Origin of the sequence: Pseudomonas sp. NPDC089428 (assembly GCF_044749325.1) — a bacterium.
In the GTDB taxonomy this organism is placed as follows: Bacteria; Pseudomonadota; Gammaproteobacteria; order Pseudomonadales; family Pseudomonadaceae; genus Aquipseudomonas.
On sequence record NZ_JBIVHT010000018.1, the window covers coordinates 1 to 17,588 of the forward strand.

Below are 17,588 nucleotides of genomic sequence, written 5' to 3' on the forward strand. Positions count from 1 at the left end.
CAAGTCTACATCTCGCGCCTTCGGCTACGCCGAAGGGGTGCTACGCACCCTGGCCCTCCAGACGCCTGCGTTCGGCCTCCTGAAGTCGCACTCTGCGTCGCCTGAACTACCGCGCGCTTAGAAGCAAAAGCAAAAGCAGAGCAAGAGCAAGAGCAAGAGCAAGAGCGAGCTATTTCAGCGTGGTTTGAGGTCCAGTCTGCGCAGGTGGCAAGTCACTTCCTCTCGGTCGTGATACAGCTGCTTGCAGGCAATCGACACCTTGACCTTGCGCGCCTTGAACGTCGCTTCCATGCGGTCAAGCAAGCGGCGCACCTCGGCATAGCGCTGCTTCATCGGCAACTTCAGGTTGACCACCGCTTCGCGGCACAACCCCTCACCCAGCCAGGTCTCGATCAGCGAGGTGGTACGCGCCGGCTTCTCGACGATATCGCAGACCATCCAGTCCACCGGCTGCTTCGGCTGCCAGGTGAAACCATCGGCCATCAGGTGTTGCACCAGCCCGGTGTCCATCAGGCTCTCGGCCATCGGCCCGTTGTCGATGGCAGTGACCAGCATGCCACGGCGCACCAGCTGATAAGTCCAGCCACCCGGCGAAGCACCCAGGTCAACCCCAGTCATGTCGTCGCCCAGGCGCTGCTCCCAGTGATCGCGCGGAATGAACTGGTGCCAGGCCTCCTCCAGCTTGAGGGTCGAACGGCTGGGTGCCTCACGCGGGAACTTCAGGCGCGGGATGCCCATCGGCCACAGCGCACTGTTGTTCGCCTCGGCCACGCCAACGAATACCCGGCGACCGCTGATGAAAGTCAGCAACAGGCGCGGCAGGCTGGGGTTGTCGACCAGCCGCCCGGCCTTTTCCAGGGCCTTGCGCAACGGCACCTCGAACTTACGGCAGAAGGTCGACAGCTCCTTGCCTTCGTTGCTGTCCAGCACCTCCAGCCACAGACTGCCAAACACCGGTTGCCCGGCCAGATGCTCCAGCAGCACGCTGATGCGGTCAGTCTCCGGCAACTCGATGTACGTGCCGCGGGCCCACTGGCGCGGGAAGATCAGTTGCGCGAAGCGCAACTGCGCCATCAGACGTTCGGCACCTTCGGCCTCAGCACAGACGAACTCGGCACAAGCGCTCTGCGGCTTGCCCTTGGCATAACCAGCCACACCCAGCTGGGCGGCATGTTCGCTGATCTCGGCGCAGACCTCACCCTCGAAACCGGGCCGGCAATGCATGAACAGGGTACTCATCTCTTACTCCACTACGGCTGGCGCACCACGGGCGCTGGCAGGGCGGCGATGATAAAGGAAGATCGGAACCTGCGACATGCCCCGCCGGTCCAGAAAAGAGTCAGGGGCGCCAAACAGAGCTAACCTGACCATTCAGCCAGGTCCGTGCCGTGCGGGCCAAAACAGCGCGGTGGCACCGGCCACAATCGGCAGTGCCGGGCCCCGCCGCACAAGGAGTTGGCAATGCCCTCGCTCGATAGCCTGAACACCCTCAAGACCCTCCAGGTGGGTGACCGCACCTACCACTATTACAGCCTCGCCGCCGCCAGCCAGCAGCTGGGCGACCTGCAACGCCTGCCCATGTCGCTCAAGGTACTGCTGGAAAACCTGCTGCGCTGGGAAGACGGCGAGACCGTCGGCACCGATGACCTGCGCGCCCTCGCCGGCTGGCTGCAGGACCGGCGCTCCGATCGCGAAATCCAGTACCGCCCGGCACGGGTGCTGATGCAGGATTTCACCGGCGTGCCAGCGGTGGTCGACCTGGCCGCGATGCGCGCCGCCATGGCCAAGGCCGGTGGCGACCCACAGCGGATCAACCCACTGTCGCCGGTGGACCTGGTGATCGACCATTCGGTGATGGTCGACCGCTACGCCACGCCACAGGCCTTCACCGAGAACGTCGACATCGAGATGCAGCGCAACGGCGAGCGCTACGCCTTCCTGCGCTGGGGCCAGAGCGCCTTCGACAACTTCCGCGTGGTACCGCCGGGCACCGGCATCTGCCACCAGGTCAACCTGGAATACCTTGGGCGCACGGTCTGGACCCGCGACGCCGATGGCCGCACCTACGCCTTCCCTGACACCCTGGTCGGTACCGACTCGCACACCACCATGATCAACGGCCTCGGCGTACTCGGCTGGGGCGTAGGTGGCATCGAGGCGGAAGCCGCCATGCTTGGCCAGCCAGTGTCGATGCTGATCCCGGAAGTGATCGGCTTCAAACTCACCGGCAAGCTGCGCGAAGGCATCACCGCCACCGACCTGGTGCTGACCGTGACGCAAATGCTGCGCAAGAAAGGCGTGGTCGGCAAGTTCGTCGAATTCTACGGTGACGGCCTGGCCGACCTGCCGCTGGCCGACCGCGCGACCATCGCCAACATGGCACCGGAGTATGGCGCCACCTGTGGCTTCTTCCCGGTCGATGAGGTGACCCTCGATTACCTGCGCCTGTCCGGACGCCCTGGCGAAGCCGTGCATCTGGTCGAGCAATACTGCAAGGCCCAGGGCCTGTGGCGCCTGCCAGGGCAGGAGCCGTTGTTCAGCGACACCCTGGCGCTGGACATGGGTGAGGTCGAGGCCAGCCTGGCCGGGCCCAAGCGGCCCCAGGACAGAGTCGCGCTGGGCCAGGTCAGCCAGGCCTTCAACCACTTCATCGAACAGCAGCCCAAGGTGCTGGCCAAGGAAGTCGGCCGCCTGGAAAGCGAAGGCGGTGGTGGCGTGGCGGTGGGCAATGCCGACCAGGCCGGCGAGATCGACTACAGCCACGACGGCCAGACACACACCCTGCGTCATGGCGCCGTGGTGATCGCCGCGATCACCTCCTGCACCAACACTTCCAACCCCAGCGTGATGATGGCGGCAGGGTTGGTGGCGAAAAAGGCCCTGGAAAAAGGCCTGCAGCGCAAACCGTGGGTCAAGAGCTCGCTGGCGCCCGGCTCCAAGGTGGTGACCGACTACTACAATGCCGCCGGGCTCACCCCCTACCTCGACCAGCTCGGCTTCGACCTCGTCGGCTACGGCTGCACCACCTGCATCGGCAACTCCGGCCCGCTGGATGAAGCCGTTGAAAAAGCCATCGGCAACGCCGACCTCACCGTCGCTTCGGTGCTGTCGGGCAACCGTAACTTCGAAGGCCGCGTGCACCCGCTGGTCAAGACCAACTGGTTGGCCTCGCCACCGCTGGTGGTGGCCTACGCCCTGGCCGGTAGCGTGCGTGTGGACCTGACCAAGGATGCGTTGGGCATTGGCAAGGATGGCCAACCGGTGTACCTGCGCGACATCTGGCCCACCCAGCAGGAAATAGCCGAAGCCGTCGCCAAGGTCGACACGGCCATGTTCCACAAAGAGTATGCCGAGGTGTTCGCCGGCGACGCCCAGTGGCAAGCCATCGAAGTGCCGCAGGCGGCGACTTACGTATGGCAGCACGATTCCACCTATATTCAGCACCCACCGTTCTTCGATGACATCGGCGGGCCGCTGCCCGAGATCAAGGACATTCAAGGGGCACATATCCTCGCCCTGCTCGGCGACTCGGTGACCACCGACCATATCTCCCCGGCCGGCAATATCAAGGCCGACAGCCCCGCCGGGCACTACCTGCGCGAGAAGGGCGTGCAACCGCGCGATTTCAACTCCTATGGCTCACGGCGCGGCAACCACGAAGTGATGATGCGCGGCACCTTCGCCAACATCCGCATCCGCAACGAGATGCTTGGCGGCGAAGAAGGTGGCAACACGCTGTATGTGCCCACCGGCGAGAAACTGTCGATCTATGACGCGGCCATGCGTTACCAGGCCAAGGGCACGCCGTTGGTGGTGATCGCCGGCCAGGAATATGGCACCGGCTCCAGCCGCGACTGGGCGGCCAAGGGTACCAACCTGCTGGGGGTCAAGGCGGTGCTGGCGGAGAGTTTCGAGCGTATCCACCGCTCCAATCTGGTGGGCATGGGCGTGCTGCCGCTGCAGTTCAAGGCTGGCGACGACCGCAAGCAGTTGGGGTTGACCGGCAAGGAGCGGATCGATGTGTTGGGCTTGGCTGGCGCCACACTCAAGCCAGGCATGAGCTTGCCGCTGCGTATCACGCGCGAGGATGGGCAACAGCAGCAGATCGAAGTGCTGTGCCGGATCGATACGCTCAATGAGGTGGAATACTTCAAGTCGGGCGGGATTTTGCACTACGTGTTGCGGCAGATGATACGCAACTGATTGGCTTGGAAGGTGTAGCGCCTGTGAGATCGAGCGCCGCCCGCGCGGCGCGTCGCGGATGAATCCGCTCCATGTGTTGCAACGTGGCCATGCCTGTGAGGCCATGGTTGTCAGCCAGTTTGCACGGCTCAAGACCTACGCCAAGGCTGGCTACCATGGCGTAACAGGTTCGGCACGTTGCAACAAATGTAGGAGCGGATTCATCCGCGATGCGCCGCGCGGGCGGCGCTCGATCTCACAGGCGCTGAAAATCCCAAGCCAGGCACATCGCAGTAGCACTTTAATGGCCGGTCAGTCATCATGAGTGCTAACTATCACAAAACGGTCACAAACAAAGGCAATAAAGCCGCATCTACTGCGAAAACCCCGGTTTTCATAGCGCACCCTGGATACCGGCCAACTGCCCCAGATCAAGTAAATTAAATATCCATTCAATAAAACCAGTGGCTTGCCGATATCAGTCGAAAGCCTTGCGGATTACTCAAGCCATGCGTAACAACCAGCCGATTACCCAAAGGGAACGGACCTTCCCTGCCCAACAACGGTTGATCTCCACCACCAATGCCAAAGGTGTGATCACCTACTGCAACGATGCATTCATCGAGATCAGCGGGTTCACCCGCGATGAGCTGATTGGCGCCCCCCACAACCTGGTTCGCCACCCCGATGTACCGACTGCGGTGTTCGCCCACATGTGGCAAACCCTCAAGCAAGGCTTGCCGTGGATGGGCATCGTCAAGAACCGTTGCAAATCCGGCGATCACTATTGGGTAAACGCCTACGTCACTCCGATTTTCGAGAACAACCAGGTCGTCGGCTTCGAGTCGGTGCGGGTCAAGCCCACCGCCGAGCAGATCCGCCGCGCCGAAGCCCTGTACCAGCGCATCAACGAGGGCAAGACTGCCATCCCGCGCCGTGACCGCTGGCTGCCGGTGCTGCAGGACTGGCTGCCGTTCATCCTTGTCAGCCAGGTTGGTTTCCTGATCGGCAACTGGCTCGGCCATTGGTGGGGCTTTGCGCTGGCTGCCGGCCTGTCGGTACCGCTCGGGCTGCTCGGCCTGGGCTGGCAGCAGCGTGGCCTCAAGCGCCTGCTGCGCCTGGCCGAACAGACCACCTCCGACCCGCTGATCGCGCAGATGTTCACCGACAGCCGTGGGGTGCAGGCACGCCTTGAGATGGCCATGCTCAGCCAGGACGCGCGCATGAAAACCTGCCTGACCCGCCTGCAGGACAGTGCCGAGCACCTCAGCGACCAGGCCCGCCAGTCTGATGCCTTGGCCCACAAGAGCTCTTCGGGCCTGGAGCGGCAGCGTGTGGAGACCGAACAGGTCGCTGCCGCCGTCAACCAGATGGCCGCCACCACCCAGGAAGTGGCCAACCACGTGCAACGCACTGCTGACGCCACCCAGGAAGCCAACCGCCTGACCAGCCAGGGCCGGCAGATTGCCGGTGAAACCCGCGATGCCATCGAGCGCTTGTCGACAGCCGTGGGCGAAACCGGCCAGACCGTGACCCAACTGGCCAAGGACAGCGACGAAATCGGTGGCGTGGTCGACGTGATCAAGGGCATTGCCGACCAGACTAACCTGCTGGCGCTCAACGCTGCCATCGAAGCGGCCCGTGCCGGTGAGATGGGCCGTGGTTTTGCCGTGGTCGCCGACGAGGTACGCCAGTTGGCCCAACGCACCGCCGAATCGACCGGGCAGATTCACGGCCTGATCGCCAAGCTGCAACAGACGGCCAACAACGCCGTACAGACCATGGAAGCCGGCCATCGCCAGGCCCAGGAAGGCGTAGACCGTGTCATGCAGGCCGACCAGGCACTGGTCGGGATCAGCGAAGCGGTGGCCAACATCACCGACATGGCAACCCAGATCGCCGCCGCCACCGAAGAGCAGACTGCGGTGGCCGACGAGATCAGCCGCAACATCAGCACCATCGCCGAGCTGGCGGACCAGACAGCCGTCCAGGCGCAGCATTCGGCGCAGCTCAGTGAAGAGCTGACCAGCACTGCCGGCAGCCAGTACTCGCTGGTGGAGCGCTTCAACCGCTAGGCCGGTTGCCGGCCTGTAATGGCCTCATCGCCAGCTTGCCGGCGATGAGGCCTTACCCGCTGCAAACCTTACCAGTCCAGCGTCAGCCGGCTCTCGAAGTAACGATCTTCGCCAGTCAACGGATCGGCAAATCGCAAGCTCTGCGCCAGCAGCTTCAATGGCCGCTGATAGTCGTCTTCTTCCTGGAGCAACTCGGGGTAGAACGGGTCATTGCAGATTGCCGCCCCCAACGCCGCCATGTGCACTCGCAGCTGATGGGTCTTGCCTGTTACCGGCGAAAGCCCGTAGCGCCATAACTCGCCATTCTTCTCCAGCACCTCGGCCAAGGTCTCGCTGTTGGCCTCCCCTGCCACTTCATGCATGCGGAAAAACGGTTCGCCATGCACCAGGCGACTCTTGTGCACCAAGGGGAATGCATGCTGCGCCAAGGCGCCAGCGATGGCTTGATAGCGCTTGTCGATACGCCGCTCCGGGAACAACCGCTGATATGCACTGCGCGTCTGCGGATTGGCGGAAAACAGCACCAGCCCGGCGGTATGGCGGTCGATGCGATGCAATGGCACCAGGTGAGGGTTGCCCAGGCGCCTGATCAGGCGACGCAACAGGGTTTGCTCGACGTACTCCCCCGTCGGTGTCACCGGCAGAAAGTGCGGTTTGTCGGCCACCACCAGGTGCTCATCGACATGCAGGATGGTTTCCTGCACCGGAATCGGCCGCTCGTTGGGTACTTCGCGGAAATAGTGAATGCGCATGCCGCGACGGTAGGGCAAGTCGGCGGCAATCGCCCTGCCTTGTGCATCGAGCACCCGGCCGCGCGCGAAGCGATCGAGCCACTGATTGCGCTCGATGGCCTTGAAATGATCGCACAGGCAATCGAGCACCGTGGCCCAGTTGCCGGGCGGCAGGCAAACCGTGCTGGCTTGCTGGTGGGCGGGGTCGAAAGGCGTGGTCATGGCAAGGCTCAAGCAATAAGGCTGCGCATTATCCCCCAAGCCCGGCGCCTCAACCAGCCTCGTGTACCCCCTCGCTGTACGCCTTCAACCAGCGCAGCACCTGCACGGCCTCCCAGCGCCCTGGGTCATAGAGTGCATAGACCAGGCCCTGGTACCCAACGACATCCAGCCCACGGTGGTAACCAGCGCGCTGGAACAAGGCCTCGATCTCTGCAAAACAGGTGTTGAAATGCACCTTGCCGAATGGCGTGCGGTCATCGGTGACCAGGCCTTCGAGGCGCAATTCCAGTACGGCGTCGTACACCCGCTCCACCGGCATACGGTTGACGCTGTACTTGAGTTGCTCGACGTTGAGCATGGATTCACCTCGATACTGTATTTATATACAGCATACGGAGAGCGACACACCCGCGTCAATCGGCCCGCCCCTCACTGCAGCCCTGGCAGATAGCCCGTGCCCTTGCGAATGGTCAGCACCTCACGGCGCGGTGCCGCCGCACAAACCGAAAGATGAACCCAGCTGTCGAACTCCAGGATCAACTGGTCGAACGCCACGGCGCTCTCACTCAGCCGCCGAACCACGTCACGGTTGTGTACGTCGACCACCGTGAAATCCGCCGCCAGGCCACTGATGTGCTGGCTCTTTTGCGCACCACCAACGCGCGCATTCACCGCTGCGCTACGGTATCCGCTGTTAATGATGATGGGCCGGCCGAATAACGTACGTACCTGCTCGAGCACCTCGCAGAGCAGGCGCAGATTGCTGATCACTTCAGGTGGAGGCGTGTTGTCCAGACCTTCTCTCGCAGCAATCTGCGAAGCGGTCATTTCGTTGAGGGTAAAGTGTGGCGTGAGGAACATGGCTGCTTTCTCGATGAGTGCAAAGGGCCGATAACGCTTCATCGGCGCCTCATCATCGTTTCTGACCGCCAGGCGATGCAGGAAGGCAAATATTCCCTCTGCCCATCAGGTTGCAAGGAATGCTACCACCTGCTCGGCGTCGAATGGCCAATGCAGCTCGGCAGCAGTATCGCCGCGTCGCAGCACAGGAATGATCAACCCGTAGCGCTCGAACAGCGCCTCGTCATCGGCGATATCGACCAGTTCGATCAGCAAGCCGTGATCAACAAAGGGCATGAGCACGGCTTCGGCCACTTCGCACAAGTGGCACCCAACGGTGCCGAAGAGTTGGCATTCAGGCAGCATGGGGCAAGGCTCGATTTGGCTGTGGGAAGAAGCCTATTCTAGGTCCGTCCTGCCCCCTGTGCACCTGACCTTGCTCAATCCTGGCTGGTGGCACCGATCCGGTGCAGCGACAGGTCTGCGCCCTGGAACTCCTGCTCATGGCTCAAGCGCAGCCCATGCAACTGGCGAATCAGGCCGTACACGGCAAATCCACCGGTCAGTGCGACCAGCACGCCTGCCAGGCTGCCCAGCAGCTGGCTGATCAGGCTGACACCCCCCATGCCACCGAGCACTGTCTGGCCAAAAACACCGCAGGCAATGCCTCCCCACAAGCCGCACAGGCCGTGCAGCGGCCAGACACCGAGCACATCGTCGATCTTCCAGCGGTTCTGCGCAGCAGTGAAACTCCAGACGAACAGCACCCCCGCCACCAGGCCGGTGACCAGCGCACCGATGGGGTGCATGAGGTCAGAGCCTGCACAGATCGCCACCAGGCCCGCCAGCGGCCCGTTGTGCAGGAAACCTGGGTCGTTGCGCCCGGCCAGCAAGGCCGCCAGGGTGCCGCCGACCATGGCCATCAGCGAGTTGATCGCCACCAGGCCGCTGACCCCCTGCAAGGTCTGGGCACTCATCACGTTGAAGCCGAACCAGCCGATGATCAGGATCCACGAGCCCAGCGCCAGGAACGGAATGCTCGACGGCGCAAAGGCCACCAGGCGACCGTCGCGATAGCGCCCGCGCCGCGCGCCCAGCAACAGTACCGCCGCCAGCGCCAGCCAGCCGCCCATGGCATGCACCACCACCGAGCCGGCAAAGTCGTGGAACGGCGCACCGAAGCGGGCCTGCAGCCAAGCCTGCACGCCGAAGTTGCCATTCCACACCACACCTTCGAAGAAGGGGTAGATGAACGCCACGATGAGCGCCGTGGCGCACAGCTGCGGCGCGAAGCGCGCACGTTCGGCGATCCCCCCCGAGATGATCGCGGGAATCGCCGCTGCGAAGGTCAGCAGGAAAAAGCATTTGACCAGCGCATAGCCGTGGTCGGCAGCCAGTTGTGACGCCGGCTGCAGGAAGTTCACGCCATAGGCGATCCAGTAGCCGATGAAGAAATACACCAACGCGGAGATGGCGAAATCGCTGAGGATCTTCGACAGCGCGTTGACCTGGTTCTTGTGGCGCACGGTGCCCACTTCGAGAAAGGCGAAGCCGGCGTGCATGGCAAGCACCAGAATGGCGCCCATGAGGATGAACAGGGTGTTGGAGCCGTGGACGAGGGAGTCCATCGCGCTGTGCATGTTTTCCATGAAAGAGGCAGACCTGCTGAAAAAAGCACCAGGACAGTTCAAGAACCTGCATCCCTGCACCGAATCGGTGCCAGCTTTTACCCGGTATTGCTGAACCGGGCGCGGCCTGCGTGGTTTTTTCTTGGGTTTGTCGTGGATTGGGTTAAGGTTTATCGGTATCCGCCAGGGTCGACGCCCTGGTTCGGCGCACCGCACCGGGTTACGCCCCGCGTTGTGGCAAATCTCAGTAGCAAGGCCCATACCAGCGCCGCTAGTGAACCTTCCACATACCCGGTCACTCGAATGACCTACACACCCGCACATCGACACAGGGAGAGCACAATGGCCAGCAAATCGGCAAAGACTGCACAAGAGATATTGATGGCTGACTTCCAGGCCTTGGTCCGCGATACCGAGAAACTGCTGGCCGATACTGCCAACCTGGCAGGCGACCAGGCCGACGAGCTGCGCGAGCAGATCCACGACCGCCTGACCCAGGCCCGCGAAACCCTGCAACTGACCCAGGACTCGGTGCGTGAGCGCGGCCAGGCAGCGCTCGGCAGCGCCGAACAGTACGTCCAGGAAAACCCCTGGCAGGCCATTGGTATTGCCGCTGGCGTCGGCTTGTTGATCGGCCTGCTGGCCAATCGGCGCTAAGGAGCCCCCATGGAGAATGACAGCATTGGCACCAGCGCCTCGGGCAAACGCCTGGGCGCGGCGCTGCTGGGACTGCTGCACAGCCACATCGAACTGTTTGGCATCGAACTGCAGGAACAGAAAGCACGCACCCTGAGCCTGCTGCTGTTCGCCGGCCTGGCACTGGTGTTCGCGCTGCTGTTGCTGACGGCCTTGTCCGGCTTGCTGCTGGTGCTGCTGTGGGACAGCTATCGCCTGGCCGGCATCATCGGCCTGTGCGTTTTCTATGGCGCAGCAGCGCTGTATTGCGGCCTGCGCCTGAAAGCTGCAGTGTTCGACGAGTCATCACCGTTTGGTGCGACCCTCGACGAACTGGCCAAGGACCGGGAGCGCCTGTTGCCATGAGCCTGCCTGAACTACCGAATAGCCGTAACCCACGGGAACTGCGCAAGGCGCTGCTGCGCCTGCGCCTGGAAATGCACCGCCAGGAGATTCGCCACGAATCCGGCCAGTTGCTGCAACCCTTGCAGCGCCTGCGCGGCATGGGCAGCTCGCTGCAGGACGGGTTGGGAATCAAGCATGCGCCGTTGTGGGGCATTGGTGCCGTGGTGGCGCTGGGCTTTCTGACCGGTAAAGGGGTGCGCAGCGGTAACCTGAGCCGCCTGGTCCGGCTGGGCACCAGCCTGCTGCCGCTGATACGCCTCTACCTGCAAGGCAACCGCCGCCCTTGAACGCCCCTACCGGTCCTGATCCCACAGGGCCGGTCTCGATCTGCCCCTTGCACGCCTGCCCACGACACCGGAAGCTATACCCTTCGATCGACAGGAGACCGCGCCTTGGACTGGCACACCCTGCTCACCCGCGAACGCCTCGGCAAAGCCCTTTACAGTGCCGAAGAACTGGGCCGCAGCCCCTTCCACAAAGACCATGACCGGATCATCTTCTCAGGGGCCTTTCGCCGCCTCGGGCGCAAGACCCAGGTCCACCCCGTTACCAGCAACGACCATATCCACACGCGCCTGACCCATTCCCTGGAGGTCAGCTGCGTCGGCCGCTCACTGGGCATGCGCGTCGGCGAAACGCTGCGCGCCAGCCTGCCCGAGTGGTGCGAACCCAGCGACCTGGGCATGATCGTGCAGTCGGCCTGCCTGGCTCACGACATCGGCAACCCGCCGTTCGGCCACTCCGGTGAAGATGCCATTCGCCACTGGTTTCAGCAGGCGGCCGGGCGTGGCTGGCTGGACGACATGAGCGACGACGAGCGTGCCGACTTCCTCAACTTCGAGGGCAACGCCCAAGGCTTTCGCGTGCTGACCCAGCTCGAATACCACCAGTTCGATGGCGGCACCCGGCTCACCTACGCCACCCTGGGTACCTACCTCAAATACCCTTGGACGGCCCGGCATGCCGATGCCCTCGGGTACAAGAAGCACAAGTTCGGCTGCTACCAGAGCGAGCTACCGCTGCTGGAGCAGATTGCCCGCAAGCTCGGCCTGCCGCTGCTCGAGGAACAGCGCTGGGCCCGCCACCCGCTGGTCTACCTGATGGAGGCAGCAGATGACATCTGCTACGCCCTGATCGACCTGGAAGACGGCCTGGAGATGGAGTTGCTGCACTACGCCGAAGTCGAAGCGCTGTTGCTCGACCTGGTCGGTGACGACCTGCCGGAAACCTATCGTCAGCTTGGCCCTGCCGACTCCCGGCGACGCAAACTGGCAATACTGCGTGGCAAGGCTATCGAGCACCTGACCAACGCCGCTGCCCGCGCGTTCGTCGAGCAACAGCAGGCACTGCTGAGCGGGCGTTTGAGCGGCGACCTGGTCGAGCACATGCACGGCCCGGCCAAGCGCTGCGTACTGCAAGCCAAAGACATGGCGCGCAACAAGATTTTCCAGGACAAACGCAAGACGCTGCACGAGATCGGCGCCTACACCACGCTGGAAATCCTGCTCAACACGTTCTGTGGTGCCGCCCTGGAACAGCACGGCGGGCGCGCGCCTTCGTTCAAGAGCCGCCGTGTGCTCGACCTGATCGGCAACAACGCCCCCAACCCGCACGACTCGCTGCACAAGGCGTTCCTGCGCATGATCGATTTCATCGCCGGCATGACCGACAGCTATGCCAGCGAGATGGCTCGGGAAATGACCGGGCACTCAAGCCCGACCTGAACATGCGGACGTGTCGCCCGGTGCAATACCGGGCGACGCCACTTACCTTCAGAAACTTCCTACAATAGCGCCAACGGATTAAACACCCACTAAACAGGCAAACAAAAAGTCACCAAATCACCTTTGACAGCGAAGTAAATTCTTACATTTCGTAGCTCAATCTGTACTCAGCTGTAAGCCGTTTCCCATATATAGCGATTCTCCTTGCCGCATATCCCCGATGACTTGCAACTGGGGTAAGGTGCCTCCTGCCTCCGTCATCCGCCGCAGGGAACTTGAACATGAATACTGTATTTATTGTCGATGACCATCCTGTCATCCGCCTTGCTGTCCGCATGTTGCTCGAAAACCAGAACTACAAGGTTGTGGGCGAATCGGACAACGGCGTAGATGCCATGCAGATGATTCGTGAAACACAGCCTGAATTGGTGATTCTGGACATCAGCATCCCCAGGCTTGACGGCCTGGAGGTACTTTCGCGCTTCCAGGCCATGGACCTTCCAATGAAGGTTCTGATCCTCACCGCACAGTCTCCGGCGCTGTTCGCCGTACGCTGCATGCACTCAGGTGCAGCGGGTTATGTATGCAAGCAGGAAGCGGTCATTTTCAAGATAATTTGATTTTTTTCACATTTATTGAACTGATCTCAAACCAGGATCGGACCAACCGATATCTGGTTCGCGGTCTTGGCGACAAGCGGCCTGCCTTCAATCCGGTAAATCAGGCGGGAAAAGGAGGCAAGGCCAGCAAAGCTTGGCACCATCTAACCTTCAGTAGATTGACAAAAAAATTCGCGCAAATCAATGCATTAAGGCACTCTTAGCGTTCGACATTGACAGTCAATTCTGTCTGCAAGCATTGACAGTTTTTCTGACTTCTGCAGGTGAGGATTGACACCGCTCTAGCCACATACTGACTTGTATCCGTCCGCCCATTGACAGATTGGCCAAGCGTGGGCTCGAATTCGCGAAGGGCAATGTGCCATACAAAATGCTAATTTGATGTTCTATAAGGCAGGCCTTGAATCTCGACAGGATAGAATCAGGTTTGGGCCCCAGGCGAGGCGTCGGAACGACATGAGTGAATGCGCAAACTTGAAGGTGCAAGAGATCATCGAACGGACGCTTTGGTACGAAACCCAAAACGACCGCGCCACGCTAACCCAGGGCGAGTTGCGTGAAAGGACCGAACCTTTACTTATTCTCGGAGAAGCGGGAATGGGCAAGTCACATCTGCTCGAATGGCTTGCTGATGCTCCTGGATATGCACACTGCACCGCTCGCAAACTGATCAATCGTCATGACCCGAGATCACTACTTAACGACGCCAAGACTTTGGTGATTGATGCTCTTGACGAAGTAAACGCCCAAAAAGAGGGTGATGCGGTGGACTTGGTGCTACGCCAGCTCGGAAGACTTGGCTACCCAAACTTTGTTCTGGCTTGCCGTGTCGCAGACTGGCGTAGCGCCACCGGAATAGAGGCCATACGGGAACAGTACGCAGAGGAGCCGCTTGAGCTGCATCTAGAGCCCTTTGATGATGATGACGTGGCAAGCTTCCTAAGCGCCTCGCTTGGGGCCAGCACTGCCAGGACGGTGATCGAACATTTCAACACGCGCGGGCTCAACGGACTACTCGGTAATCCGCAGACCCTCGAACTCATCTCCCGTGTCGCCGGAGCGGGAAGACTGCCTGAGACACGTAGCGAACTCTTCAGCCGAGCAGTTGAGGTGTTGCGGGTCGAACACCGGGATTCAAAGGCCCACGACCAAGTCGCACGAGAATCAGGCCTCGACGCCGCAGGCGCTGCCTTCGCTGGCTTGATCCTTACTGGCAGCGAAGCCATCGTCCGAACATCCGCAGCCAACTCTGCTGAAGGCGAGTTGCAGCTTGCCGATGTATCTAGCCTTCCTGGGGGCGAGTACATAGGGGCAATGCTTGGCACACGCTTATTCAAATCCGATGGCGCTGATCGCTTCGGCTATCTCCATCGTCGTGTCGGCGAATACTTAGGGGCTCGATGGCTTGTGAAACAGGCTGACACCACGCATAAACGCAGACGCCTGCTTTCAATGTTCCACAGCCACGGTCTCGTGCCGGCAAGTTTACGTGGCATTCATGCGTGGCTCGCTCATGACCCGGCTCTTGCTCCGGCGGTAATTTCCACTGATCCAATGGGCATAATCGAGTATGGTGACGCAGACGATCTCACAGTCGAGCAAGCTCGTTCGCTACTTCAAGCGCTAGAGCTCCTGGCTGCAGACAATCCTCGTTTTCGGGATTGGAGACCCTATTCCGTACGTGGTATCACACAAGCCGAGCTAATCGGGGACATACGGCGGCTGATTACATCGCCGGGCACGCCGTTTGGTCTATGCCTTCTTGTGCTCGAAGCAGTCAAGGGACAAAAGATTGCATCGCAGTTAACAGATGATTTGCGAAAAATCATTCTCGACTCAAAGGCGATTTTCGCGATCCGAAGGGCCGCAGGCGAGGCTCTTTCCGAAATAGATGGTGAAAATGATTGGTCGTCTATCCTGCATGCACTACACAGATATGATGATGAGCTATCGATTCGTTTGGCCATCGAGCTGGCTGATGATACTGGCTACGAGCGGGTGGAGGACAGACTTATCGTTGAGTTAGTGGTCGCCCATGCCCTCAAAGACAGCAGTACAGTTGGCGTATTGCTAGGCTTAAAAACGCGGCTTCCTGACTCTAGGATTGAAGGGGTTCTTGACCGCTTAGCCGTAGCAGCACAAACACTTGGCAAACGGTACGACCGCCCCGGAAATGACGTCCTAACTGATTTCGCATATCACCTTATCGCACGTCGCGTGGAAGCCGGTGGCGTCACTGCCCAAAAGCTCTGGGCTTGGCTAGAACCATTTGATGCTAGCGTCGGATATCACCGCGAATCTCGTCAGCAGCTCGAGGCCCTCATTCGGCGCGAAGATGGCTTACGCCAGGCCATACAGCGATATGTGTTGCTCGAACAACCGAGTAATCACAATCCCTGGCAGCGAGCCTGGCGATTGAACGAGCGGTCGTCCGCCTTTGCTCCCAGCGCCGCGGATGTGACTGCGTTACTCGATACGCTTGATCATTTGGATCACAGTGATGAGCGCTGGCGCGATTTGGTTCAGCTCACACCGCCTGGTGAAGATAACTATTCTGAGGTTCGCGCAGCTGCGAGGCGCTTCGCTGCGCACTCCGCTGAGCTATCAGAATGGATTGAGAATCTTGGTGTGCCGGTTTTGTCAGAGTGGCAGATCAAGCAAGCTGAAAGGGAACGGGCTCGCCACGAAAAGCAAACTGAAGCGCATGCAGAACACCGCAAGTACTATGCGACTCATATCGAGGAGGTGCGACGAGGAAACTACCGCTCAATCATCGACCCTGCCAAAGCTTATCTCAACCTGTTCAATGACATTGGAGAGGATGTGCCAGCCCACAAGCGAGTCTCTCAATGGCTTGGAGACGATATCGGGGAAGTTGCGCATGTAGGTTTCGAAGCTTTTATGCTGCTCGATCCAGCCATGCCCACGGCGCACGACATGGCGGAAAGCCTCGCACAGGGTCGGTACTATGAAGCCGGCTATATTATCGTCTCCGCACTCGCCGAGCGTTTTCGGAAAGCTATCGGGTTCGACGATCTGTCTGATGAGCGTCTGATGGCAGGTATGTTCGAACTGCGCCGCTCCCGCATTGACGATCACGCTGGAATTTTTGGCTTGAAAGATGCGATTGAGGCGACTATCCAGGTTCGCGGCATTTGGGGGGATGCGATGCGGCTGTACCATGAGCCTCAGCTTCAGGCTAAGTGTACGTCCGTGGATGGCCTGTATGCGCTTATGCGAGACGAACGTCATGCTGAGCTTGCTGCCGAGCTAGCTACAGAATGGTTAGCACGCTTTCCAGATATGCCGATCGAACCGGAAACAGAATTGATTGATCGGCTTATCCGCACAGGACGATTCGAGGCGTTACGCCGCGCCGCCGCAGGTCGCTTGGGTCTGACTGACCATGAGAGAAGGCGCAACTGGGAAGCGGTTGGCATTGTCATTGGTGATGAGCCAACTCTGGCGCGGCTTAATAATTCACCGATTGAACCCGAGCTGCTTTGGCATTTGCGGAATCGCACAGGTGGCCGTTTCGGCGAGGGTACCGTCAAACATAGTCGCATGCAGCTTGAATGGATTATCGCAACCTTTCGTACGTGCTGGCCAAAGGTAGAACGTCCAATTGGAACTACCGCGGGCGATACAAACCCTTGGGACGCAAGCAACTATCTGACCCATCTCATACATCGACTTGGTAATGATATCTGCGAAGATGCGGTCGCTGCTTTGGCGCGTTTAAGGAATGCTCCGAGCGACGGCTATACGGAATCAATCAAAATTGTTGTTGCAGAGCAATCGCGCATGTGTGTCGAGGCAATTTATGCCCCGCCGACACTTGAAACGATAAACGCCATATTGTGTAATCTTCCTCCTGTGACCGTAGCCGATCTACAGGCTTTAGTACTCGAGGAGCTCTCGATTGCCCAAGCTAAGATCAAGAGCGACGACGCCGAATCGTGGCGCGGCTTCTATGATGATAGTGGTGTACCTTTTGCAGAGGAACGCTGTCGTGATCACCTACTGGGGCTGCTCCGCCAGGGATCGAAATTGATCACGTTTGATCCTGAGGCTCACGTCGCTGCTGACAAAGAAGTCGATATTGCCTGCTCGGCGGGTACACTCCGAGTGCCGGTGGAAGTGAAGGGACAGTGGCACTCGGAACTCTGGAGGGGGGCAGACAAGCAGCTAGATGCGCTCTACACACCAGATTGGCGAGCAGAAAACCAGGGCATCTATCTCGTCCTTTGGTTTGGCGATCAGCAAGCAGCCAACAAGCGCCTTAGAAATCCACCACGAGGAATGTTAACCCCTCAGACAGCTGAGCAATTGCGGGAAATTCTTATTACCGGAAGCAAGTCAGCTGGCGAAGGACGTGTCGATGTATTCGTGCTTGATCTGGAGCGCGCCTAGCATCAATCTTTAACCTGAGGACGCCATTTGTTAGTCGAGACGCCAGCCAGAAGCAGCGGTAGAACTAACCGCT

At 60.3% G+C, this 17,588-nt stretch carries 13 protein-coding genes and 1 pseudogene; 8 read left to right on the plus strand and 6 right to left on the minus strand.

All coding sequences use genetic code 11. The annotated features are described in order from the left end of the window. Positions 1-174: 174 nt before the first annotated feature. Entirely contained in the window at positions 175-1,239 is a 1,065-nt protein-coding gene (rlmM, locus tag ACIPZ5_RS23780) for a 23S rRNA (cytidine(2498)-2'-O)-methyltransferase RlmM (protein WP_343599656.1), read from the minus strand. Between the two features lie 222 nt (positions 1,240-1,461). Between rlmM and acnA the strand changes: the two genes are divergently transcribed. Both acnA and ACIPZ5_RS23790 read left to right on the plus strand, forming a co-directional pair. Next, positions 1,462-4,203, plus strand: a complete 2,742-nt coding sequence (acnA, locus tag ACIPZ5_RS23785; protein ID WP_400810912.1) for an aconitate hydratase AcnA — start codon at positions 1,462-1,464, stop codon at positions 4,201-4,203. Positions 4,204-4,691: 488 nt separating this feature from the next. Then, positions 4,692-6,257 carry a PAS domain-containing methyl-accepting chemotaxis protein gene (locus tag ACIPZ5_RS23790; protein ID WP_343599660.1) on the plus strand — a complete coding sequence of 522 codons (1,566 nt, stop codon included), beginning with the start codon at positions 4,692-4,694 and terminating at the stop codon, positions 6,255-6,257. A gap of 68 nt (positions 6,258-6,325) precedes the next feature. On the opposite strand, the gene ACIPZ5_RS23795 is transcribed toward ACIPZ5_RS23790, so the two are convergent. From ACIPZ5_RS23795 to ACIPZ5_RS23815, 5 genes are all read right to left on the minus strand, one after another. Continuing rightward, positions 6,326-7,210, minus strand: a complete 885-nt coding sequence (locus ACIPZ5_RS23795; RefSeq protein ID WP_343599662.1) for a pseudouridine synthase — start codon at positions 7,208-7,210, stop codon at positions 6,326-6,328. A gap of 49 nt (positions 7,211-7,259) precedes the next feature. After that, positions 7,260-7,568 (minus strand): transcriptional regulator, encoded by a 309-nt coding sequence (locus tag ACIPZ5_RS23800; protein ID WP_343599664.1) that lies wholly within the window; start codon positions 7,566-7,568, stop codon positions 7,260-7,262. Positions 7,569-7,639: 71 nt separating this feature from the next. Beyond that, positions 7,640-8,071 (minus strand): D-Ala-D-Ala carboxypeptidase family metallohydrolase, encoded by a 432-nt coding sequence (locus ACIPZ5_RS23805; RefSeq protein ID WP_343599712.1) that lies wholly within the window; start codon positions 8,069-8,071, stop codon positions 7,640-7,642. Positions 8,072-8,176: 105 nt separating this feature from the next. After that, positions 8,177-8,416 (minus strand): glutaredoxin family protein, encoded by a 240-nt coding sequence (locus ACIPZ5_RS23810; RefSeq protein WP_261940954.1) that lies wholly within the window; start codon positions 8,414-8,416, stop codon positions 8,177-8,179. Between the two features lie 74 nt (positions 8,417-8,490). Continuing rightward, the gene (locus ACIPZ5_RS23815; RefSeq protein WP_343599666.1) at positions 8,491-9,699 is read right to left on the minus strand and encodes an ammonium transporter; all 1,209 of its coding nucleotides are present in this window, start codon (positions 9,697-9,699) and stop codon (positions 8,491-8,493) included. 321 nt (positions 9,700-10,020) lie between these two features. On the opposite strand from ACIPZ5_RS23815, the gene ACIPZ5_RS23820 reads away from it, so the two are divergent. The 6 genes and pseudogenes from ACIPZ5_RS23820 (at position 10,021) to ACIPZ5_RS23845 (ending at position 17,515) form a co-directional block, all read left to right on the plus strand. Beyond that, positions 10,021-10,335, plus strand: coding sequence for a YqjD family protein (locus ACIPZ5_RS23820; RefSeq protein WP_060508089.1), 315 nt, complete (start codon positions 10,021-10,023; stop codon positions 10,333-10,335). A 9-nt stretch (positions 10,336-10,344) separates the two neighbouring features. Beyond that, entirely contained in the window at positions 10,345-10,719 is a 375-nt protein-coding gene (locus ACIPZ5_RS23825) for a phage holin family protein (RefSeq protein WP_152955821.1), read from the plus strand. Next, the gene (locus tag ACIPZ5_RS23830; RefSeq protein ID WP_343599672.1) at positions 10,716-11,045 is read left to right on the plus strand and encodes a hypothetical protein; all 330 of its coding nucleotides are present in this window, start codon (positions 10,716-10,718) and stop codon (positions 11,043-11,045) included. Before ACIPZ5_RS23825 ends, ACIPZ5_RS23830 begins: the two co-directional genes overlap by 4 nt. 105 nt (positions 11,046-11,150) lie before the next feature. Further along, positions 11,151-12,482: a deoxyguanosinetriphosphate triphosphohydrolase gene (locus ACIPZ5_RS23835; protein WP_343599673.1), complete on the plus strand. Its 1,332-nt coding sequence runs from the start codon at positions 11,151-11,153 to the stop codon at positions 12,480-12,482. A gap of 281 nt (positions 12,483-12,763) precedes the next feature. Next, positions 12,764-13,078: pseudogene (locus ACIPZ5_RS23840) on the plus strand (response regulator transcription factor); the annotation flags it as partial. Positions 13,079-13,558: 480 nt separating this feature from the next. Further along, positions 13,559-17,515: an NACHT domain-containing protein gene (locus tag ACIPZ5_RS23845; RefSeq protein ID WP_400810916.1), complete on the plus strand. Its 3,957-nt coding sequence runs from the start codon at positions 13,559-13,561 to the stop codon at positions 17,513-17,515. Positions 17,516-17,588: the final 73 nt, after the last annotated feature.